Origin of the sequence: Mycobacterium kansasii ATCC 12478, from assembly GCF_000157895.3 — a bacterium.
Classification (GTDB): Bacteria; Actinomycetota; Actinomycetes; order Mycobacteriales; family Mycobacteriaceae; genus Mycobacterium; species Mycobacterium kansasii.
In genome coordinates, this window is the sequence record NC_022663.1 from 5,704,890 (window position 1) to 5,726,333 (window position 21,444).

Annotated in this window: 22 protein-coding genes; 15 read left to right on the forward strand and 7 right to left on the reverse strand. The window is 67.7% G+C overall.

Annotation, left to right across the window (positions count from 1 at the left end; all coding sequences use genetic code 11):
* Positions 1-21: 21 nt before the first annotated feature.
* Entirely contained in the window at positions 22-855 is an 834-nt protein-coding gene (locus tag MKAN_RS24805; RefSeq protein ID WP_023372859.1) for a class I SAM-dependent methyltransferase, read from the reverse strand.
* A gap of 48 nt (positions 856-903) precedes the next feature.
* Entirely contained in the window at positions 904-1,461 is a 558-nt protein-coding gene (locus tag MKAN_RS24810) for a DUF2249 domain-containing protein (protein ID WP_023372861.1), read from the reverse strand.
* A gap of 54 nt (positions 1,462-1,515) precedes the next feature.
* Here MKAN_RS24810 and fdxA point away from each other — a divergent pair, with 54 nt between their 5' ends.
* From fdxA to MKAN_RS24835, 5 genes are read left to right on the forward strand one after another with little or no spacing between them, the layout of a single operon-like run.
* Complete coding sequence (gene fdxA / locus MKAN_RS24815) at positions 1,516-1,872, forward strand: ferredoxin (protein ID WP_023372863.1); 357 nt, start codon at positions 1,516-1,518, stop codon at positions 1,870-1,872.
* Complete coding sequence (locus tag MKAN_RS24820; RefSeq protein WP_023372865.1) at positions 1,865-2,530, forward strand: helix-turn-helix transcriptional regulator; 666 nt, start codon at positions 1,865-1,867, stop codon at positions 2,528-2,530. The genes fdxA and MKAN_RS24820 overlap by 8 nt, the downstream gene beginning before the upstream one ends.
* A complete protein-coding gene (locus MKAN_RS24825; protein WP_023372867.1) occupies positions 2,527-2,952 on the forward strand; it encodes a hypothetical protein in 426 nt (141 codons plus the stop codon). Before MKAN_RS24820 ends, MKAN_RS24825 begins: the two co-directional genes overlap by 4 nt.
* A 12-nt stretch (positions 2,953-2,964) precedes the next feature.
* The gene (locus MKAN_RS24830) at positions 2,965-3,309 is read left to right on the forward strand and encodes a cupin domain-containing protein (protein WP_023372869.1); all 345 of its coding nucleotides are present in this window, start codon (positions 2,965-2,967) and stop codon (positions 3,307-3,309) included.
* A 2-nt stretch (positions 3,310-3,311) separates the two neighbouring features.
* Entirely contained in the window at positions 3,312-4,259 is a 948-nt protein-coding gene (locus MKAN_RS24835) for an NAD(P)H-dependent flavin oxidoreductase (protein WP_023372871.1), read from the forward strand.
* On the opposite strand, the gene MKAN_RS24840 is transcribed toward MKAN_RS24835, so the two are convergent.
* The gene (locus tag MKAN_RS24840; protein WP_023372873.1) at positions 4,254-4,946 is read right to left on the reverse strand and encodes a helix-turn-helix transcriptional regulator; all 693 of its coding nucleotides are present in this window, start codon (positions 4,944-4,946) and stop codon (positions 4,254-4,256) included. The genes MKAN_RS24835 and MKAN_RS24840 overlap by 6 nt on opposite strands.
* Before the next feature lie 87 nt (positions 4,947-5,033).
* Here MKAN_RS24840 and MKAN_RS24845 point away from each other — a divergent pair, with 87 nt between their 5' ends.
* Positions 5,034-5,489 carry an Rv2617c family stress response/phage resistance protein gene (locus MKAN_RS24845; protein WP_023372875.1) on the forward strand — a complete coding sequence of 152 codons (456 nt, stop codon included), beginning with the start codon at positions 5,034-5,036 and terminating at the stop codon, positions 5,487-5,489.
* A 15-nt stretch (positions 5,490-5,504) separates the two neighbouring features.
* On the opposite strand, the gene MKAN_RS24850 is transcribed toward MKAN_RS24845, so the two are convergent.
* On the reverse strand, positions 5,505-6,008 hold the full coding sequence (locus tag MKAN_RS24850; protein ID WP_023372877.1) for a DUF1990 family protein: 504 nt from the start codon (positions 6,006-6,008) through the stop codon (positions 5,505-5,507).
* Between the two features lie 54 nt (positions 6,009-6,062).
* On the opposite strand from MKAN_RS24850, the gene MKAN_RS24855 reads away from it, so the two are divergent.
* Together MKAN_RS24855 and MKAN_RS24860 are read left to right on the forward strand one after the other, a co-directional pair.
* Positions 6,063-6,947 (forward strand): aldo/keto reductase, encoded by an 885-nt coding sequence (locus MKAN_RS24855; RefSeq protein WP_023372879.1) that lies wholly within the window; start codon positions 6,063-6,065, stop codon positions 6,945-6,947.
* A gap of 382 nt (positions 6,948-7,329) precedes the next feature.
* A complete protein-coding gene (locus MKAN_RS24860; protein ID WP_036392129.1) occupies positions 7,330-7,956 on the forward strand; it encodes a PaaI family thioesterase in 627 nt (208 codons plus the stop codon).
* Here MKAN_RS24860 and MKAN_RS24865 read toward each other — a convergent pair.
* Positions 7,953-9,539 carry an MmgE/PrpD family protein gene (locus MKAN_RS24865; protein WP_169733144.1) on the reverse strand — a complete coding sequence of 529 codons (1,587 nt, stop codon included), beginning with the start codon at positions 9,537-9,539 and terminating at the stop codon, positions 7,953-7,955. The genes MKAN_RS24860 and MKAN_RS24865 overlap by 4 nt on opposite strands.
* Positions 9,540-9,679: 140 nt before the next feature.
* On the opposite strand from MKAN_RS24865, the gene thrS reads away from it, so the two are divergent.
* From thrS to MKAN_RS24895, 6 genes are all read left to right on the forward strand, one after another.
* A complete protein-coding gene (gene thrS, locus MKAN_RS24870) occupies positions 9,680-11,773 on the forward strand; it encodes a threonine--tRNA ligase (protein WP_036392132.1) in 2,094 nt (697 codons plus the stop codon).
* Positions 11,766-12,338, forward strand: a complete 573-nt coding sequence (locus tag MKAN_RS24875; protein ID WP_023372888.1) for an ATP adenylyltransferase — start codon at positions 11,766-11,768, stop codon at positions 12,336-12,338. Before thrS ends, MKAN_RS24875 begins: the two co-directional genes overlap by 8 nt.
* A 314-nt stretch (positions 12,339-12,652) precedes the next feature.
* Positions 12,653-13,351 carry a phosphatidylinositol phosphate synthase gene (gene pgsA, locus MKAN_RS24880; protein ID WP_023372890.1) on the forward strand — a complete coding sequence of 233 codons (699 nt, stop codon included), beginning with the start codon at positions 12,653-12,655 and terminating at the stop codon, positions 13,349-13,351.
* Positions 13,348-14,298: a phosphatidylinositol mannoside acyltransferase gene (locus MKAN_RS24885; RefSeq protein ID WP_023372892.1), complete on the forward strand. Its 951-nt coding sequence runs from the start codon at positions 13,348-13,350 to the stop codon at positions 14,296-14,298. Before pgsA ends, MKAN_RS24885 begins: the two co-directional genes overlap by 4 nt.
* A 32-nt stretch (positions 14,299-14,330) precedes the next feature.
* Positions 14,331-15,467, forward strand: a complete 1,137-nt coding sequence (locus MKAN_RS24890; protein ID WP_023372894.1) for a glycosyltransferase family 4 protein — start codon at positions 14,331-14,333, stop codon at positions 15,465-15,467.
* Positions 15,467-16,528: an NUDIX hydrolase gene (locus MKAN_RS24895; protein WP_023372895.1), complete on the forward strand. Its 1,062-nt coding sequence runs from the start codon at positions 15,467-15,469 to the stop codon at positions 16,526-16,528. The genes MKAN_RS24890 and MKAN_RS24895 overlap by 1 nt, the downstream gene beginning before the upstream one ends.
* Positions 16,529-16,555: 27 nt before the next feature.
* Here the strand turns inward: MKAN_RS24895 and MKAN_RS24900 are convergent, their stop codons facing one another.
* A complete protein-coding gene (locus MKAN_RS24900; RefSeq protein ID WP_023372897.1) occupies positions 16,556-18,469 on the reverse strand; it encodes a PE-PPE domain-containing protein in 1,914 nt (637 codons plus the stop codon).
* Positions 18,470-18,679: 210 nt separating this feature from the next.
* The gene (locus tag MKAN_RS24905; protein ID WP_036392135.1) at positions 18,680-20,164 is read right to left on the reverse strand and encodes a PPE family protein; all 1,485 of its coding nucleotides are present in this window, start codon (positions 20,162-20,164) and stop codon (positions 18,680-18,682) included.
* Between the two features lie 426 nt (positions 20,165-20,590).
* Between MKAN_RS24905 and pdxS the strand changes: the two genes are divergently transcribed.
* Positions 20,591-21,439, forward strand: a complete 849-nt coding sequence (pdxS, locus tag MKAN_RS24910) for a pyridoxal 5'-phosphate synthase lyase subunit PdxS (protein WP_232341748.1) — start codon at positions 20,591-20,593, stop codon at positions 21,437-21,439.
* The last annotated feature ends 5 nt before the right edge of the window (positions 21,440-21,444 follow it).

Sequence of the window (21,444 nt, forward strand, 5' to 3'; positions counted from 1 at the left end):
TAAGTCCCGCGATCGGTGCGATCAGATGCCCGATATCGCCGGTTTGGAGGCGACGATGGCCACCGCGGCCAACCGCTCTCGATGCTTGCGGAATGTGTTGCGCATCACCAGCACTCGCTTACGCGCGGCCGGTTGGGTGAGGACGTTCTTGGCAAAGCGCAGCGCACCGAACAGACCTTCGTCGGCGATCAGCCGGCGCGGCTGCAACAGTGCCATCGGGGCGGTCGCGACGTGCTCCACAACCAGGCCGTGTCCGGCCAGCAGCTGCGACCATTCCGCGACGGTGAGCGGACGCGCGTTGACCTTGATCGCCCGTGCCAGCGACTGCCTGACCTCGGTGCTGACGTCGTCGGGCACGTCGTCGGGCGTCAGGGCCAGCTCGTGAATGGCGTAGCGGCCGCGTGGGCGCAGCACCCGCGCCGCCTCGGCCACGATCGCGTGCTTGGCCGCATCCCCCTGCATGGTCAACATCGCCTCGCCGATCACCACATCGACGCTGGCGTCGGGTAATCCGGTATCGGAGGCATCGGTGACCCGCACGTCGCCCCGGTTTCCGTGATCTTGCAGCACCCCGCGAACCAGGTTGGCGGCATCCGGGTCGCCTTCCGCGCCAACGTACGATCGCGGGTGCCGGACCAGTATTTCGGCGGCGGTACGGCCTAGACCCGGAGCCAGCTCGAGCACGTCAGCGTCGCTGACGTCGGCGCGGGCCAGCAGGGTGCGGGTCAGCTCCACGCCACCGGGCCGGAGCACCCGTTTGCCCAGCCGGGCCAGCAGCCAGTGCCCCTGCAGATGATCCTCGTCGCGACTCGACTGGGGCAGCGGCCGCTCGCATCCGTCTGGTTCGTCCGCCATCAGCTGCCCTGGGGCACAGCGGGTTCCAAGGCCGGCGCCTGGCGCCGCTTATGCACGGTGAGGTATCGCAAGCCCGCTGGGCCGGCAGTGAACTGCCGGCGCGAGCGTCGTGGCAGCCACAGCAGTGCGCCCGGGTGCAGGTTGATGGTGCCCTCCTCGGTGCTCAGCCGGCCGCTGCCAGACAAGACGTGGATCAAGACGTCGAGATCCGGTCCAGTATGCAATGCCGATTCCGCCGCCGGGCGGCAGGGCGACGATGTTGGAGTCCAGATGACGCTCCCGGACCTCCAATTTCCATGCTGCTCCGGTGGCGTCGGTGGGTACGGCGGTGTCGTGGGTGTCGTTGGTGTCGGCCAGGACCCGGGGCAGTGGCGTGGTGGTCAGCTTGCTGATCCGGATACGCCACACCTCGGGGCCCTTTTCGACGTATTCCCACCCGTAGCCGCCGGGGTGTTCGGTGTCGAACTCGGCGCGCAGGTGTTTGGGGTCGTGGTTGTTGACCAGAACGAACGACCCGCCGGTGGGCAACGCGGCGTAGCGGGCGAAAATCATCGGATGCTTGTCCGGTTTGCGTAGTCGGCGTACGTCAAGTTCGTTGTCGGGCATAGGGTTCCCCGCCTCAAGTAGTTTTTACAAAACTGGTTGTGTAAAATCTAGCGCATGACATACGTGATCGGAAAGCCGTGCATCGACGTGATGGACCGCGCCTGTGTGGAGGAGTGCCCGGTCGATTGCATCTACGAGGGGGGCCGGGCGCTCTACATCCACCCGGACGAATGTGTGGACTGTGGAGCCTGTGAGCCGGTATGCCCGGTGGAGGCCATTTACTACGAGGACGACCTGCCGGCCGAGCTGGAACCCTACCGGGCAGACAATGCGGCGTTCTTCACCGAAACCCTGCCGGGCCGGGACGAACCGCTGGGTTCGCCGGGCGGGGCTGCCAAGATTGGGCCTCTGGGGGTTGATACTCCCCTGGTGGCCGCCGAGCCCAGAGCCGACGATTCCGGAGGTGAGTGATATCGCCAGATCAGTCCAGGAGCCGACGGGACGCCGTCGCGCGGTGCTGCGGGTATTGCGGGCATCACGCGTTCCGATGAGCATCGTTGCGATTGCCGACGCGCTGGAAATACATCCGAATACCGTCCGGTTCCACCTCGACGCCCTGGTCGCCGACGGCCAGGCGCAGCGCGTCGAGTCCGGTCCACGCGGTCCGGGACGGCCGCCGCAGATGTTCTCCGCGGTTCGGCAGATGGACCGAGGTGGCGCGCGGCACTATCGGCTGCTCGCCGAAATCCTTTCCAACGGCCTTGCCGCCGAACCTGATTCACAAGCGAAGGCGCTGGCCGCCGGACGCGCCTGGGGGCAGCGGCTGGAAGCACCGGCAACCGACAGCAACGCCGAGAAGTCGATCGAGCACCTGGTGGGGGTGCTCGACCAGCTGGGGTTCGCCCCGGAGCGCCGGGTGTCCGACGGGCAGCACCAGCTGGGCCTGCGCCACTGCCCGTTTCTGGAAGTCGCCGAAAGCCGATCCGCCATCGTCTGTCCGATCCACCTCGGGCTCATGCAAGGAGCTCTGGAATCATGGGCGGCGCCAGTCGGCGTCGAGCGGCTCGACGTGTTCGCCGAGCCAGACCTGTGTCTGGCCCACCTCTCGCTGAAAGGAGCGGCCAGGTGAGCACCGGCCCGGCGATCGAGGTTGCCATCACCTTCGTGTGGCTCGGCATGGTGCTGGCCATCTCGTTCCTGGAAGCGCCGCTGAAGTTCCGGGCGCCCAATGTCACGCTGCAGATCGGGCTCGGCATCGGCCGCCTGGTCTTTCGCGCGCTCAACACCGTCGAGGTCGGGTTCGCGCTGGTCCTGCTGGCACTGGTGGTGGCCGGCCCGACGCCGGGGGGCGTCAGTGTGGCGCTCGGAGTCGCGCTGGCCGCGCTGGCCCTGCAACTGATCGCGGTTCGTCCCCGCCTGACCCGCCGCTCCGACCGGGTGCTGGCCGGGCAGGAGGGGCCGCGCTCCCGGGCCCACTACATATACGTCGGTTTTGAGGTGGTCAAGGTGGTCGCCCTGGTGGTGGCGGGGATACTGCTACTGAACGGCTGAAAGGACTCATCGATGGAATCCATTTCGCTGAACGAGCTGGCCGCCGAAAAGCTGGCCGAGGCGAAACAGTCCCACAGTGGACGGGCTGCGCACACCATCCACGGCGGGCACACCCACGAACTGCGGCAGACCGTGCTGGCCCTGCTTGCCGACCATGACCTGTCCGAACACGACAGCCCGGGCGAGGCGACGTTGCAGGTGCTGCAGGGACACGTGCGCCTCACCACCGCCGACGATGCCTGGGACGGCAAAACAGGCGATTACGTGGCGATTCCGCGCACCCGGCACGCCCTGCACGCGGTGCAGGATTCGGTGGTCATGCTGACCGTGCTGAAAGACCAGCCCGGCGCGCACTAAGCGTGCTGTCCACGCCCTGGTCCCGGGGCTTCGGCCTGCGGGTGCCCATCGTCAACGCGCCCATGGGCGGGGTGGCCGGCGGTCGATTGGCCGCCGCGGTCACCGCTGCCGGCGGTCTGGGCATGATCGGCATGGGCAGCACGGCGACCCAGGCGTCGCTGGCCGAACAGCTGCGGCAGGTGACCGGCAGGTTCGGGATCGGGCTGGTCGACTGGGTGATGCGTGACGAAGTTGGCCTGCTCGAGGACGCGCTGGCCGCGCGGCCGGCGCTGTTGTCGGTCAGCTTCGGTACCGATTGGTCCTGGGTGGACAAGGCGCACGACGCCGGAATCGTCACGGCCACACAGGTTTACGACGGCGCAGGGGCCCGTCGCGCGGTTGACGCCGGGGTGGACATCGTGGTCGCACGCGGGGCCGAGGGGGGCGGCCACGGCGAGGTACGGCTGGGCACGCTGCCGTTGCTGGATGCCGTCCTGGAAGCCGTGTCGGTGCCGGTGCTGGCCGGCGGTGGCATCGCCTCGCCCCGCAGCCTGGCCGCGGTGCTGGCCGCCGGTGCCAGCGGGGCCTGGGTGGGCACCCGCCTGGCGGCGTGCCCCGAGGCGCTGACCAGCGAGAGTACCCGTCGGGCGTTGATCGAGGCCCGCGAAACCGATACCCGGGTGAGCCGGGTATTCGACGTCGCCGCCGGCCTGCCCTGGCCGGCGCGGTACCCCTCACGGGTGTTGGCCAACGACTTCGTCGCGCAATGGACGGGCCGGGAGGATGAGCTGGCCGCTGACCCGGATGCCCGGGCGCGGTTGGCCGCCGCGGTCGCTGCCGAAGACCTGCGGGTGGCCCCCGTCGATGCGGGGCAGGGCGTCGGGATGATCGGTGACAACGCGTCGGTCGCCGAGGTTATCGGGCCGATGTGCTCGGGTGCGGAAAGTTTGCTCGCTCGCTGGGGCTCATGACGCTCGGCCCTTGAGCACGACGCAACACCTTTGCGGCCCGGGGTCCAGCCGGGCGTCGGGGCCGTGCGGCGCCAGGGCGTCGGACACCCCGGTGATCAGCGCGTGGTTCATGGTGCAGGCCAGCTCCGTCTGCTCCTGGGCCAGCGCATGGAACGGGCAGTTCGCCAGCTCGACTTCGCCATCGGTGCGGCGGGGCTCGTAGCCGTGCCGGCGCAGCACCCGCAACGTCACCTCGAGTGCGGCCGCGGCATCCGCGGGCTTGGCGACGCCGTTGCCGATCATCTGGCCGTAGTCGTGGGCGAGTTGGTTGAGCACCTCGGCGGCGGGCTCGCCGGTGGTGGCCGAGCGGGCGATGGCCGCGGCCATCAGCCGTCCCGCCAGCTCGTACTCCCGCTGCGGAAGGCTCACCGCGATATCGCGCCGAGCCCTGCGGTACCGCTTGGCGGTCCGTCCCGCACCGGGGCCGGAGCGACCCGTCACACGTGCGTAGTCGGTCTCCAGCAGGCCCTCGGCGGTGAGTCGGTCGAGGTGGAATTTGACCTGGTGGTGGGCGATTCCCAGGGCGTCGGCCGCCTGGTCGCGGCTCACCGGCCCTGGTTGTGAGCACACGTACTCGTAGAGCCGATGACGCACCGGGTCGGCCAGTGCCCCGATCCCGGCGGCGTTGCGTTCGAGTGAGTCCGTCATAAGTCTGTTTCTAAGAGACAAAACACTTGACGGTACAGCTTACACGTTCTAACGTACAAAATACTTTCCTATAGAAATGGAGGGGTCATGAGTACCAGGCAAGTCCACCAATCCGTCGGTGTCGCACCGTCCTTCGCCGACCAGGTGAAGGATCCGGCATATTCGGCGTACCTGCTGCTTCGCACCGTGTTCACGGTGGCGCCCATCGTGTTCGGGCTAGACAAGTTCTTCAATCTGCTGACCCACCCGCATCACTGGAGCATGTACCTGGCCGGCTGGATCGACAACCTGGTGCCCGGTACCGCCGACCAGTGCATGTACCTGGTGGGTGCGATCGAGATCGCCGCCGGCGTGCTGGTTGCGGTGGTGCCGCGCTTTGGTGCCTGGGTGGTGGCGGCCTGGCTGGCCGGGATCATCCTCGACCTGGTCACCGGTCCCGGGTTCTACGACGTGGCACTGCGCGACTTCGGTTTGCTGGCCGGCGCTGTCGCGCTGGCCCGGCTGGCCCAGGGTGTGCACCGGGGCAGCATCGGGCGGCATTGAGGGGGCCCGGTTCCGTCAGATCCCGCGCAGGTAGCGCTTGGCGATGATGCGCTGGGCCACCGACACGACCGGCCCGCCGAGCTTGCTCCACCAGATCGCGGGCCGGGAGAACGCCGACACCTCCGCGTATACCGCGGAGGTGTTCGCGTCGTAGCGCACGGCGAACCGTTCCTCACCGGACTCCGGGTGACCCGGCAGCGTGCCATAGGCGAATCCACGGGTATCGGGTTCGTCGATGACGTACACGACGCGGCAGGGCGCGCGCAGCAGACCCATCATCTTGACCACCACGATGGCCGAAACCGCCGCCACGTCGGAACTCGCCACAACGCCCAGGCCGGCCCCGCGCTGCATGCCCCAGCGCATGACGGCGTCGGCGGCTTGCTCGAAACGCACACGGCCAGAACCGATCTGGGCCGACACGCTGAGGTGATCGTAGCCCGGCGGCAGCTGCGCGGCCGCGGTCGCGCCCACTTCGGGATAGGTCAGCTGAAGGTCGGCGAGCGCATCCAGGTCCACACACCCAGCTTGCCACGACGGATTGCGCAGCCGGGTTGGCGGCGTACGGTCGGAATGGTGACCACACAGACCTCGAAAGCCTTGGCAGCAGCATCCGGAACATTCACATTCGGCGGCGACTTGACGGTCAACCGGCTCGGCTTCGGCGCGATGCGCCTGACCGGTGAGGGCGTGTGGGGGCCACCGGCCGACCGCGAGGAGTGTGTTCGGGTGTTGCGGCGCGCCGTCGAACTCGGCGTGAATTTCATCGACACCGCCGATTCCTACGGCCCCTACGTGTCCGAGGAGATCATCCGCGAGGCGCTGCATCCCTACGCCGGGCTGGTGATCGCCACCAAGGCCGGGTTGCTGCGGACGGGGCCGGGGGTGTGGATTCCGTTGGGTAACCCGAGCTATCTGCGCCAGGAGTGCGAGATGAGCCTGCGGCGTCTGGGCGTCGACACCATTGACCTGTTCCAGCTGCATCGCATCGACCGTCACGTTCCCCTGGAAGAGCAAGTCGGCGAACTGCTCGCGCTGAAGAACGAAGGCAAGATCCGCCATATCGGGCTATCCGAGGTCGACGTGGACCAACTGAAGGCGGCCCGGCAGATCACCGAAATCGTGTCGGTGCAGAACATGTACAACCTGGCCTCGCGGGGCGCCGAACCACTCGTGGATTTCGCCACCCAGCAAGGCGTCGGTTTCATTCCATGGTTTCCGCTGGCGTCGGGTCCGCTGGCCGCCCCCGATGGCCCGCTGCGGCAGATCGCGGCCGAGCATCGTGCGACGCCGTCGCAGCTGGCGCTGGCCTGGCTGTTGAAACGCTCACCGGCGATGTTGCCAATTCCGGGCACCTCGAGCGTGGCGCATCTGGAGGAGAACGTCGCCGCGGCCGAGATCGAGCTGAGCGACGACGAATTCGAGCTGCTGGCGGCCATCGGAGAGCAGAACGCCTGACTCGGGCGGCGCACGGCATTCGGCGGTAAGCGGCGAAATCGAGCCCGAAGTCGACGGCCGAATTCTGTTCAATCTCTTTGGAACGTTTAAGAAATCGAGATCGAGGTCAGGACTTTCGGCATAGCATCCCAAGCCAAACTGTGCCGAATCAGCGGAGGCTGGGATGTCGTATGTTTGCTGATCGGCCAGGCGGGCTGGGGACCGGCGGTACGGGTGGGACTGGCACGACCCAGAACGGAGGCGATGGCGCCGACGGCGGCATCGGTGCTGACGGCCTGTCTGGCCAACCGGGTTAAACCACGGTCGGCCGGCGATGTGCATCCGGCGGTGGGCTCACCCTACGCGGGCCGGCTCGTACCTTGGGGCGACCTAATACGGTGTGGTGGTGGCAGGTCACCATCAACGACACCCGGGCGGCGGATTCAATCCCCCCGAACCGACCACCAAGGGTGGGCCCGACTACGGCCGGTTCATCGACGCGGTGCGCAGGCTGCAAGACCATGCCCGGGCCGCCGACGCCCCCGACGACGTGATCACGGAGGCCGCCGACCTGCTGGAGAGGGTGTCGGCGCTGCTGACGCCGTTCGACGCCGACGAATGGCACTCGCCGTCGGGCCGGCGGATGGACCTGTTCGTGCGCGGCAATATCCTGACGGTGCCGATGTCGGCGCGTAAGACAGATGACGGCCGGATCCACGGCTGGGCCCGATTCGCCCGATTTCACCTCGGCCGCAACGGCGCCGTGCACGGCGGGGCGCTCGGGTTGCTTTTCGACACGGTCCTGGGTTTGACGGCATCGGTGCTCACCGGCAGCACCCGGCAGCGCACGGCCTACCTGACGATCAACTACCGCAATATCGTGCCCATCGAAAAAAAGCTGCAGGTCGACGCGGGAGTCGACCGTGTCGACGGCCGCAAGATCTTCGTCTCCGGCCGGTTGACCGACGGCGACACCTTGCTGACCGAGGCCGACGCGTTGTTCGTGCGGCTCAAACCTGGGCAGCCTTAGTTCCCAGCAGGAGTTCCCAGCAGGCGCCACAAGCCGGCGGCGTCGGAGTCGATCGCCTCGACGAGGTTCTCGGTGCCCCGCGAGCCCCACACCGCCGGTCCACAAGCGGAGAGTTTCTCGCGGCTGACCACATCCGGACCGGTTCTCATATTCCCGGCCCCGCCGTGCGGAACATCGCGTTCGGCCACCAGCTCGCGGCCGTCGCGCAACCTCACCCGCACTCGCGCCGGGAACGTCATGGTGAACGCGTCGAGTGCCGCCGGCGCCCAGGGCTGTCCTGTCGCGGCGCGGCCGGCGGCACCGATCCCGCCCTCTCGCAGGGCGCGCAGCAGAGCCATGCCGTCGCCGACGCCGACGCGAATGCCCTTGTGCCCGCGGCGAGTTCGTCGAACCGCGGCGAGCAGCCGGCGGGTTGGCGTACCGGCCGTGATCGTGCGCACCGGAAGCAGCGGCGCCATCGCCTCAGCCGTGCGCAGGGTGAGGGACCAGTCGTGGCGCAACGACACTCGGTCGGCCACCGTGGCGAGCTCGCGGTGGTGGGTGGTCAGCCACTCCTCGTTGACCTCGACGGGCGTGAGCCGGCCGGCGACGAGCGTCACCGCGACGGTCCACGGGATCGAGAAGTTGATGGTCACCGGCGTGGGCATGCGGACGGCCGCGTACCTCTGCGACATGGCGTCCATTCCGCACGTCAGCACGCCAGCCTCGACGACCACCGACGCGACGTCGGCGGCCGGCGGCGGCCCCAGTTCAAGCAGCGCATCGACGGTCGTATCAACATAGGCGCAGCCCGGGTAGCGCTTGATGCTCATCGTCCGGGTCGCCCATCCGGAGCCGAGTCCGCCGAGAAGCGCGGACAGCGGCGCATAGCAGAACGCATCGAAGAAGCCCTGCGGATGGTCCAGGGCATCCAGTGGACCGGTGACGCCGCGGGCGGCGAGTCGGGCGCCCCGGATCCCGGCCAGAGTCGGCTCGGCCGCCGTCAGCAACTTCGAGTCGGGCGCCATGAACCCCGGCACGGTGGCGCGCGGAGCTTGGTAAACGGCAAGGGCCAGGGCATGTGCCAGCCGGCCGGTGTCCAGCCCGAGCAGGAGTCCTGCGGCGACGGCCGATCCGGCGGCGTGCACGAACGACCACAGCTGGCCATTGAGCGGTCCGAGCAGGCAGGCGCCGCCCAACCGGGCCTCGAGTTCGTTAGCCGCAACCTGGGCGGTGAGTTGCTCGGCCGCCGAGGCGCCGGTCTCGGCGGCCAGCAATACCGGCACCAGCACGGCGGAGTGGCCGGCGTGAGCGAAGCACACATAGTCGTCGAAATCGAGCGCGATCGACAACGCGGCCGCCGCATACAGGGCATCGTCGAAGGCAACCGAGCGGGGCAGTCCCGGCACCAAAACCGGGCCCTCGCCGGCCCAGGTTTCGACGCCCGCGAGCACCCGCTGGGACGCGACGTCGCCGGTCGAAGCGGCCATGGCCGCAAACACGGATCGGCGCTGGGCGCGGCAAAGGTCGACCACCGGGTCCGGGACATCCTCGAGACGAAGGTCGGCGGCCCAGCCCGCCAACCGTTCGATGGTCGTCACCACGGTCGCACGGTAGGCGCGCATCGACTGATGGGTCAATCGAGGTGGCGGATCGGCTTGGGCTGGTAGTCGGGCGCACCGATAGCATGGTCGCGATCGTCCTGACACGCATCGAACATGTCCAAGCCTTGGAGACCAACCCGATGAGCGCCCCCGCACACCCCGTCCCCGGAGCCGACGACGGCGGCGACGCGCGGTCGTCCCGGCCGGGACACGTGATCCGGGTTCCGGCCGGGACCGCCGCGGCCGCCGCGGTCAGCGAGGCGGGGTTGCCCAGGCGCGGCACGCCCGACGCGATCGTGGTGGTGCGCGACGGCGAGGGCAAGCTGCGCGACCTGAGCTGGGTGCCCGATGCCGATGTCGAGGTCATACCGGTGCCGGCCAATACCGACGACGGCCGCAGTGTCATCCGGCATTCGACCGCCCACGTCCTGGCCCAGGCCGTGCAGGAGCTGTTCCCGCACGCCAAACTGGGCATCGGCCCGCCCATCACCGACGGCTTCTATTACGACTTCGACGTGGCCGAGCCGTTCACTCCGGAGGACCTGGCGGCGCTGGAGAAGCGGATGCGTCAGATCGTCAAGGAGGGGCAGCTATTTGACCGGCGGGTCTATGAGTCCAAGGACCAGGCCCGCGCCGAGCTGGCCAACGAGCCCTACAAGCTCGAACTCGTCGACGACAAATCCGGCGACCCAGACGTCATGGAGGTAGGTGGCGACGAACTCACCGCCTACGACAACCTCAATCCCCGTACCCGGCAACGGGTCTGGGGCGACCTGTGCCGAGGGCCGCACATCCCGACCACCAAACACATCCCGGCCTTCAAGCTGACCAGGAGCTCGGCGGCCTACTGGCGCGGTGACCAGAGAAACGCCAGCCTGCAACGGATTTACGGCACCGCGTGGGAGTCGCAGGAGGCGCTCGACCGCCATCTGGAACTCATCGAAGAGGCGCAGCGCCGCGATCACCGCAAGCTCGGCGTCGAGCTGGACCTGTTCAGCTTCCCCGATGAAATCGGTTCCGGCCTAGCCGTTTTCCACCCTAAGGGCGGGATCGTGCGCCGCGAACTGGAGGACTACTCGCGGCGCAAGCACACCGAGGCCGGCTACCAATTCGTCAACAGCCCGCACATCACCAAGGCCCAGCTGTTCCACACCTCCGGACACCTGGACTGGTACGCCGACGGCATGTTCCCGCCGATGCATATCGACGCGGAACACAACGCGGACGGCTCGGTGCGCAAACCCGGCCAGGACTACTACCTCAAGCCGATGAACTGCCCGATGCACTGCCTGATCTTCCGGGCTCGTGGGCGGTCCTATCGCGAATTGCCGTTGCGGCTCTTCGAGTTCGGCACGGTCTATCGCTACGAGAAGTCCGGCGTGGTGCACGGGTTGACCAGGGTGCGCGGGCTGACCATGGACGACGCGCACATCTTCTCCACCCGCGACCAGATGCGCGACGAGCTGCGCTCGCTGCTGCGGTTCATCCTCGACCTGCTCGGCGACTACGGTCTGACCGACTTCTATCTCGAGCTGTCCACCAAGGACCCGGACAAGTTCGTCGGATCCGACGAGGTCTGGGAGGAAGCCACCAACGTGCTGGCCGAGGTGGGCGCCGAATCCGGCCTGGATTTGGTGCCGGATCCCGGCGGCGCCGCGTTCTACGGACCCAAGATCTCGGTGCAGGTCAAAGACGCGCTGGGCCGTACCTGGCAGATGTCGACCATCCAGCTGGACTTCAACTTTCCGGAGCGCTTCGAGCTGGATTACACGGCAGCCGACGGGACCCGGCAGCGTCCGGTCATGATTCACCGCGCGCTGTTCGGGTCCATCGAGCGGTTCTTCGGGATCCTCACCGAGCACTACGCGGGGGCGTTCCCGGCGTGGCTGGCGCCGGTTCAGGTGGTCGGCATCCCGGTCGCCGACGAGCACGTGCCATACCTGGAAGAGGTTGCGGCACAGCTGAAGTCGTACGGCGTACGGGTCGAGGTGGACGGCAGCGACGACCGGATGGCCAAGAAGATCGTGCACCACACCAACCAGAAGGTGCCGTTCATGCTGCTGGCCGGTGACCGCGACGTGCAGGCCGGGGCGGTCAGCTTCCGGTTCGGTGATCGCACCCAGCTCAACGGCGTGCCGCGGGACGCGGCGGTGGCGGCGATCGTGGAGTGGCTCGCGACTCGCGAAAACACTGCTCCGACGGCTGGACTGGTGAAAGTGGGCAGCGGTGGGTGACGAGCAGTACGCTGACCGCGAGGACAGCACCATCTTGGATCGAGGCGTCGGCCAGCGCGACCACCTGGAGCGGCTGTGGACGCCCTACCGGATGAACTACCTCGCCGAAGCGCCGATGAAGCGCCCCGAGTCGGAGCGCTCGCAGCCGTTCACCGAAATCCCGCTGCTGTCCGACGAGGAAGGCCTGGTGGTGGCCCGCGGCGAACTCGTCTACGCCGTGCTCAACCTCTATCCGTACAACCCGGGGCACCTGATGGTGGTGCCCTACCGTCGGGTTTCAGAGCTCGAGGACCTGACCGAGCGGGAGAGCGCGGAGCTGATGGCGTTCACCCAGAAGGCGATTCGAGTCATCAAGACGGTGTCACGGCCGCACGGCTTCAACGTCGGCCTGAACCTGGGCACCTCGGCGGGCGGATCGCTGGCCGAGCATCTGCACGTGCACGTGGTACCGCGATGGGGCGGCGACGCGAACTTCATCACGATCATCGGCGGCTCCAAGGTGATTCCGCAGTTGCTGCGCGACACCCGCCGGTTGTTGGCCACCGAATGGGCCAGGCAACGGTGAGTTGCGGCGGCGACGATGCAGAGCGCAGCGATGAGGAGGAGCGGCGCGCATGAGTTGCGGCGGCGACGATGCAGAGCGCAGCGATGAGGAGGAGCGGCGCGCATGAGTTGCGGCGGCGACGATGCAGAGCGCAGCGATGAGGAGGAGCGGCGCGCATGAGTTGCGGCGGCGACGATGCAGAGCGCAGCGATGAGGAGGAGCGGCGCGCATGAGTTGCGGCGGCGACGATGCAGAGCGCAGCGATGAGGAGGAGCGGCGCGCATGAGTTGCGGCGGCGACGATGCAGAGCGCAGCGATGAGGAGGAGCGGCGCGCATGAGTAAGGTGCCGTTCCTGTCCCGGGCGGCCTTTGCGCGGATCACCGATCCGCTGGCCCGGGCGCTGCTGCGGATCGGCCTGACGCCCGATGCCGTCACCATCATCGGGACCACGGCTTCGGTGGCCGGGGCGCTGGTGCTTTTCCCGATGGGCAAGCTGTTTCCCGGTGCGTGTGTGGTCTGGTTCTTCGTGCTTTTCGACATGTTGGACGGGGCCATGGCCCGGCAACGCGGCGGTGGCACCAGGTTCGGCGCGGTGTTGGATGCCGCCTGCGACCGCATCAGTGACGGCGCGGTGTTCAGCGGTCTGCTGTGGTGGATCGCGTTCGGCATGCGCGACCGGCTGCTGGTGGTGGCGACGCTGACCTGTCTGGTCACCTCGCAGGTGATCTCCTACATCAAGGCGCGGGCCGAAGCCAGCGGCCTGCGCGGCGACGGCGGCATCATCGAACGCCCGGAGCGGTTGATCATCGTGCTCGTCGGTGCGGGCGTATCGGACTTTCCGTTCATCGCGTGGCCGCCGGCGTTGCCGGTGGCCATGTGGGTGCTGGCCGTGGCCAGCGTGATCACGCTGGGGCAGCGGTTGCACACGGTGTGGACCTCGCCGGGGGCCACCGATCGCATACCGGCGACGGGCGGTAGGACCGAAACGCAAGGCCACCCGGAACCGGGCAACCCCGGAAAGACGCAGCAGTGACCACCACCCCGGCCGGCCTGCAATTCCGCGGGAGCCCGCGTCGCCTGCTGACCGGTCATGCGACCGACTGGGCCTACGCCGCGGGCTGGCGGGTCGTGCGCGCGATGCCGGAGTTCGCCGCTCGCAATGTGTTCGACGCCGGGGCGCATTACGCGGCCCGCCGTGGTGGGCCCGAGCAACTGCGCAAGAACCTGGCCCGGGTCATCGGCGTTCGACCCGCCGACGTCCCGGACAGCTTGATGCGTGCCTCGCTGGAGTCCTATGCCCGCTACTGGCGCGAGGCGTTCCGGTTGCCGACGATGAACCACCGCAAGGTGGCTCGACAGATCGACAACTCGTTCCGGGGCCTCGACCATCTGGATGCCGCGCTGGCCGCGGGCCGCGGTGTTGTGCTCGCATTGCCGCACAGCGGAAACTGGGACATGGCCGGCATGTGGCTGGCGCAGACGCATGGCACTTTCACCACCGTCGCGGAACGACTCAAACCCGAGTCGTTGTATCGGCGTTTTATCGAGTATCGGGAACGCCTGGGCTTCGAGGTGCTCCCGCTGTCCGGCGGCGGCAAACCGCCGTTCGAGGTGTTGTGCGAGCGGCTGCGGGCCAACCGGGTGGTCTGCCTGATGGCCGAGCGCGACCTGACCCGCAGCGGTGTCGAGGTCAACTTTTTCGGCGAACCCACCCGGATGCCCGCGGGGCCGGCCAAGCTGGCCATCGAAACCGGAGCGGCGTTGCTGCCGGCGCACTGCTGGTTCGAACGCAATGGCTGGGGTTTTCGGGTGTATCCGGCGCTGGACTGCACCAGCGGGGACGTCGGCGCCATCATCCAGGCGTTGGCTGACCGGTTCGCGGCCAACATCGCCGAGCACCCCGCCGACTGGCACATGCTGCAGCCGCAATGGCTGGCTGATCTGTCCGACGCCCGGCGGGCCCGACTGAGGCACAATTGAGGCCCAATTGAGGCCCACTTGAGGAAAGCCTGATGCGCATCGGGATGGTCTGTCCATACTCGTTCGACGTGGCGGGCGGCGTGCAGTCGCACGTGTTGCAGCTCGCCGAGGTGATGCGCGCCCGCGGGCACGAGGTCAGCGTGCTCGCGCCGGCATCACCGCATGCCGCGCTGCCCGACTATGTCGTCTCCGGTGGCAAGGCGGTGCCGATTCCCTACAACGGGTCGGTGGCGCGGCTCCGCTTCGGCCCGGCAACCCACCGCAAGGTCAAGAAGTGGCTGTCCGAAGGCGATTTCGACGTCCTGCACCTGCACGAGCCCAACGCGCCGAGCCTGTCGATGCTGGCCCTGAACATCGCCGAAGGCCCGATCGTGGCGACGTTTCACACGTCGACCACCAAGTCGCTGACCCTGACGGTGTTCCAGGGCATCCTGCGGCCGATGCACGAGAAGATCGTCGGCCGGATCGCGGTGTCGGATCTGGCCCGGCGCTGGCAGATGGAGGCGCTGGGCTCGGACGCGGTGGAGATCCCCAACGGCGTGGACGTGGCTTACTTCGCCACGGCGTCGCCGCTGGACGGATATCCGCGGCCGGGCAAGACGGTGCTGTTCCTGGGCCGCTACGACGAGCCGCGCAAAGGCATGGCCGTCCTGCTGGCCGCGTTGCCTGCCGTGCTGCAGCGTTTCCCGGAGGTGCAGCTGTTGATCGTCGGCCGCGGCGACGAGGACCAGTTGCGCAGCCAGGCAGGTCGGTTGGCCGAACACATGCGCTTCCTGGGTCAGGTCGACGACGCCGGTAAGGCCTCGGCGATGCGCGGCGCCGACGTGTACTGCGCCCCCAACACCGGCGGCGAGAGTTTCGGCATCGTCCTGGTCGAGGCGATGGCCGCCGGAACCCCGGTGGTGGCCAGCGATCTGGACGCCTTCCGGCGCGTGCTACGAGACGGCGAGTTGGGATGTCTGGTCCCGGTCGGACCCCCGGATTCACAGGCCGCCGCGCTGGCCGGTGCGCTGATCCGGGTGCTCGACGACGACGCGCTGCGTCGCCGGTATGTCGCCGCCGGGGCCGACGCGGTTCGTCGTTACGACTGGTCGGTGGTGGCCAGCCAGATCATGCGGGTATACGAGACGGTCGCCGGGTCGGGCGTCAAGGTGCAGGTAGCCAGCTGATGACGTGGCTGCTCGTCGCCGTCGTCGCGGTGCTGTTCGTGGTGCTGGTGGCGTTCGGCGCCTGGGGTTATCAGCGGGCCAACCGGCTGGACCGGCTGCACGTCCGTTACGACCTGTCCTGGCAGGCGCTCGACGGTGCCCTGGCGCGGCGCGCGGTGGTGGCGCGCGCCGTCGCTATCGAGGCCTACGGCGATACGCCCGAGGGCAGGCGGTTGGCGGACCTGGCCGACGCGGCCGAGTGCGCCCCTCGGCAAGCGCGCGAGGCCGCGGAAAACGAGCTCTCCGCCGCACTTGAGGTGGTCGACCCGCCGTCGCTGCCGACGGCCCTGGCTGCCGAGCTGGCCGACGCCGAAGCCCGGGTGGTGCTGGCTCGCAGATTCCACAACGACGCCGTGCGCGACACCCTCGTGCTGCGCGAACGGCGCATGGTGCGTGCTTTCCGGCTCGGTGGAAGAGCGCCGCTGCCAACGTATTTCGAAATCGCGGAGCGTCCCCACGCGCTGGTCCACGGCGGCCGGGGTGACCACAGTGACCTGATTCGACGCACCTCGGCGCGCCTGGTGCTGCTCGACGAGACCGGCGCGGTGCTGTTGCTGCGCGGTTCGGACCCGGCGGCCCGGGAATCTGATGGCCCCGCGGTGCCTCGGTGGTGGTTCACCGTCGGCGGTGAGGTGCGCAACGGGGAGCAGCTGGCTGCAGCGGCTGCGCGGGAGCTGGCCGAGGAAACCGGCCTGCAGGTCGAGCCGGCCGACTTGGTCGGCCCCATCTGGCGACGCCACGACGTCTTCGAGTTCAACGGCTCGCTGCTCGACAGCGAGGAGTTCTACCTGGTGTACCGCACGCAGCGGTTTGAGCCGTCCATCGAGGGCCGAACCGAGCTGGAGCGCCGCTACATTCACGGTGCCCGCTGGTGCGGCGCCACCGAGATCGCGAAGTTGATAGCCGCCGGCGAGCAGGTGTACCCGTTGCAGCTCGGCGAGCTGCTGCCCGAAGCGAACCGGCTGGCGGATGCGTCGGGCGAAGATATGCGCAATACCGTTGTGCCGCAGTCCATCCGCTGATCGGCGCGCGGTCTCGCTTGGTCGATCTCAGGGGAGCCGTGGTAACCACGATGACAGCGGCGGCAGCCCCACATCGGCCAGTGCGTCGTTGACGCCTTGCACGGTGCCGCGCTGCAGCGCCGCGACCACGTCGAACACACTGATGTCCGGGAACAGCCCGGCCGGGGTGGGAACGTCGGCCGGGCCCTGGCTGTAACCGTGTTCGAGGTTGCCGTAGCCCCAGTTCACCAGGACCTTCAAATTCGGTTGGATCAAATCCGCCAGCGGCTCCCCGACGAAGGGAATGGCGCGCACCGGAGCCAGCATCGGCAGATCCTGGACGGGAATCATGATGTAGGTGGTCAGTGACCCCGGGGTCACCGGCTGAACCACACCCGCGGCAACCCATTCGGGCGTGAGGGCCGGGAATTGGGAGTGCAGAATCAATGCACCGGCGACGGCGTTGACGTCCGCCAGGATATTGATCGGGTACTGCGGAAAATTGCTGATCCCGCCGTATTCGAGCGAGTAAACGGTGGTCGGGTAGACGTTGGACGGAGTAGCCGGGAAAAAGGTGAAGTCCGCGATCGGAAGATGCACTCCGGGGAAGCGGGACAGAATGCCGCCGTTGGGGTTGGCGGGATCACCGATCAGCACGAAGGACAGATCACTCAAGGCCGGCCGCTGGTCGGTCGGCAAGGTCGCGAGATGGCGCATTTCTTCGCCGACGACCACGGCGCCTTGCGAGTAGCCCAGAACGACGGTTTTTTGCCCCAAGGTGAATTGCGTCATGATCGCCGAGTTCAGATCGGCGACGCCCCGAGCCACCGATTTGTCGAGGCTCAAGCTGTCCAGGCCGGTCAACGGCCACAGCTTCGAGGGCGTTACCAAGAAGTTGGCGGCGTACCCGGCGAAGGCGGGGTCGACCGGGTTGATGAACAAGTCCGAAACGGCCGCCGTGTAGAAGATCCGGGGCAGCGGACTGAACGCCGTACCGCCCAGGGTCAATACCACGCCGCCGCCCCCCAACCGCTCGAACACGCTGGTGACCCCGACGTCGCCGTCGCCGGGCCGGGCGAAGCCGACCAAACCTTCGCCGACGTTGACGAAGCCTACGTTTCGGAAGCCGACGTTCCAGATGCCGACGTTCGCGTCGCCGGTGTTCTCGAAACCGATGTTGAATTGGCCGACGTTGCGGGTACCGACATTCGCATTGACATAGTTGTTCCAACCCGCGTTGAAATTGCCCACGTTGTCAAAACCCAGGTTGAAGCTGCCAAGGTTTGCGTTGCCGATGTTGGCGTTGCCGATGTTATTGCTGCCGATGTTGAAGTTGCCGGTGTTGTTGTTGCCGATGTTGAAGCTGCCGGTGTTTCCAGTGCCGATGTTGATGTTCGGGAGTTGCCAGCTGGCAATGGCGCTGTCGGCCATATCCGCCAATCGTTGCGGCAGTTCCTGCCATGGCGGCAACTGCGCCACAGCTGCCGAGGCGCTCAGGTGGTAGCCCAGCATGGCGGTCACGTCCTGAGCCCACATCTGCTCGTATTCGGCCTCGGCGAGCGCGATTGCCGGCGCGTTTTGGCCGAATAGGTTGGACATCACCAGCGACAACAACTGAGACCGATTACCTGCGATGATCGCGGGATGCACGGTGGCCGGCTGCGCCGCTTCGAACGCGCTCACCGCTGATCGGGCCTGAGCGGCCGCCTGCTCGGCGTCACTGGCCGTCGCCTGCAACCACGCGGCGTAGGGCGCTGCCGCGCCCAGCATCGCCGCCGACGCCGCACCCAACCACGTCCCGCCCGCCAACCCCGCGGTCAACGCCTCGAACGAGGTGGCCGCCGAGCCCAGCTCAGCGGCCACCCCATCCCATGCTGCCGACGCCGCCAGCATCGGCCCCAGTCCAGCGCCCGAAAACATGCGCGTCGAATTGATTTCCGGGGGCAAGATGACGAAATTCATCGTTGTCCGCCTTATCTGAGCTGGTTTTCAGCCCTCGCACCCCCGCGATAGCCAAGCAGTCTACGAGCGCCACGGAGCTCTCGCGGGTTATTCCCCACAGCGGCGACCAAACGCGTTGCCCGTCGACGAAATCGACGAAATCGCCTAGACGTCGGCGACGGCTTCGGAAGCCCGTCCCGCAACCTTTCAGGTGGGTAGCACTGCACCGGGTCAGGACAATTGCGGGAATCGCGGCGGCGGCAATCCCAGGTCGGCCATGGCGTCGTGTAGGCCCTGCCCGGCCCCCTCGACCAGTTGGCCGGCAACGGTAAGCGGGTCGAATTGCGGGAACAGGCCGGCCGGGGTGGGCACATCCTGATAGGCGGTGCGGTCATAACCCAACTCCACGAGCACCCGCAGATCCGGCTGCACCAGGTCGGCCAGCGGGTTTCCCAGAATGGGGACCGCGCGCAGCGGGTTCAGCAGCGGCAGATCGTGGGTGGGGATCAGGATGTATTTGGTCATGGTGTCCGCCGGCGACACGGGCTGCACCACACCGGTAGCGATCTGGGCGGGCGTGAGGTCAGGATAGCTGGAGTGGATGTAGAACTGGCCGGCGACGGCGTTGGCGTCGGCGAGCAGGTTGAGTGGGTACTGCGGGAAGTCGGCCTGGAAGTCGTATTGAATCGCGTAGTCAGTGGTCGGGTAGGCGTTGGCCGGGGTGGCGCCGAAGAACGGCAGATCCAGAATCGGGATGTACAGACCGTGGAAGCGCTCGAGGAATCCGCCGTTGGGGCGGTTGGGGTTGGCGGCCAGCACAAATGACAGCTGGTCGGCTGTGGGCCGTTGGCCGGCGGGCAGGGTCAGCAGGTGCTGCATTTCCAAGCTGGCAACCGAGGCGCTCTGCGAGTAGCCGAATACCAGGGTGGGGTTGCCGTTCTGCGTCATGATCGCGTCGTTGAGCACTTTCGCGCTCTGTACCATCGACTGGCCGACGGTCAGACTCGTCAGACCGGTGAGCGGCCAGTACTGCTCCGGGGTGTACAGGCCTTGGGCGAGGTAGCCCGGGTGGAACGGGGCGATGAACAGCTGGTCGATGCGGCTTACATAGCTCGGCGTCGGCTGCAGGAACGCGGTGCCCATGACGAGCGCCGTGCCCGGCGCCATCGCCGCCGGGCCTGCGCCGGTTGTCGACAGGCCGTCCATGAGCTGCTGCCACGGAGTCAGCCGGCTGGCCACCGCCGACGCATTGGAGTAGTAACCGGACATGGCGGCCACATTCTGGGCCCACATCTGCTCGTATTCGGCCTCGGTGGCCGCGATCGCCGGGGCGTTCTGGCCCAGCAGGTTCGACGCGATCAGCGACACCAACTGAGTCCGGTTGACGCCGACCATCGCCGGGTGCACCGTGGCCGTCAGTGCGGCCTCGAACGTGCTCGCGGCCATCCGGGCCTGCCCGGCCGTCTGCTCAGCGTGCTGTGCGGCCGCGCTCAGCCAGGCCAGATACGGTGCGGCCGCGGCCGTCATCGCGGTCGATGCAGCGCCCTGCCAGGATGTCACCAGACAAGAGGCGACCGACTCGAACGAGACCGCCGAGGCCTGCAGGTCGGCGGCCAGCCCGTCCCAGGCGGCCGCGGCCGCCAACATCGGCGCCGGACCGGCACCGGCGTACATCCGCGCCGAGTTGATCTCCGGCGGTAGCACGGTGAAGTTCATGACACGCGTTTCCTTCACAGCAGGCGCTCTCAGCTGCCGTGCGATGTGGCGCCGGTGGCCGCGGACTTTCGTACGCCGACCGCCGCCGGGCACGGGCGAGTGAAAACCCAACGGAATTGAGGTCCTGCCCGAAAGGACGTCAATGACTGTATGACAGGGGCGCGGCGCTCGCTTAGGCTTCGGCAGATTTCCTCGGCGCCCAACGACGTTGGGGCGCAAAAGGGTTGCGGGCCGATTCGTTCACCGTCTGAACGCGGCCATGACCACCGCCCGCACGACCGCGCGGAGCCGAAAAACCCGGTTTTCGCTCACCACTAGACTGAAGCCCGCATCGAAGGAGAGAAGAAGGTAGTGGACACCTCGAACGGGGCCCCGTCATCCGGGTCGGTCAACGGCCAGGCCGGTACGGCGCGGGTCAAGCGTGGTATGGCCGAGATGCTCAAGGGCGGCGTGATTATGGACGTCGTCACCGCGGAGCAGGCTCGCATCGCCGAGGGCGCGGGCGCGGTCGCGGTGATGGCGTTGGAGCGGGTGCCCGCTGACATCCGCGCTCACGGCGGGGTGTCGCGGATGAGCGACCCCGAAATGATCGAGGGCATCATCTCCGCGGTCACCATCCCGGTGATGGCCAAGGTGCGCATCGGTCATTTCGTGGAGGCGCAGATCCTGCAGAGCCTGGGCGTGGACTACATCGACGAGTCGGAGGTGCTGACTCCGGCCGATTACACCCATCACATCGACAAATGGAAGTTCACCGTGCCGTTCGTGTGTGGGGCGACCAACCTCGGTGAAGCGCTGCGTCGGATCGGCGAGGGCGCGGCCATGATCCGCTCCAAAGGGGAGGCCGGCACCGGTGATGTCTCCAATGCCACCAGCCACATGCGGGCGATCAGCGGCGAGATCCGCCGGCTGACGTCGCTGTCGCAGGACGAATTGTATGTGGCGGCAAAGGATTTGCAGGCGCCCTATGAACTCGTCGCCGAGGTGGCCCGCTCCGGCAAGCTGCCGGTGACGATGTTCACCGCCGGCGGGATCGCCACCCCGGCCGATGCGGCGATGATGATGCAGCTCGGCGCTGAAGGCGTGTTCGTCGGCTCGGGCATCTTCAAGTCCGGCGCCCCCGAGCACCGCGCCGCCGCGATCGTCAAAGCCACCACCTTCTACGACGACCCCGACGTGCTGGCCAAGGTGTCGCGAGGGCTGGGCGAGGCGATGGTCGGCATCAACGTCGAACAGATCGCCCAGCCGCACCGGCTCGCCGAGCGCGGCTGGTAAGAACC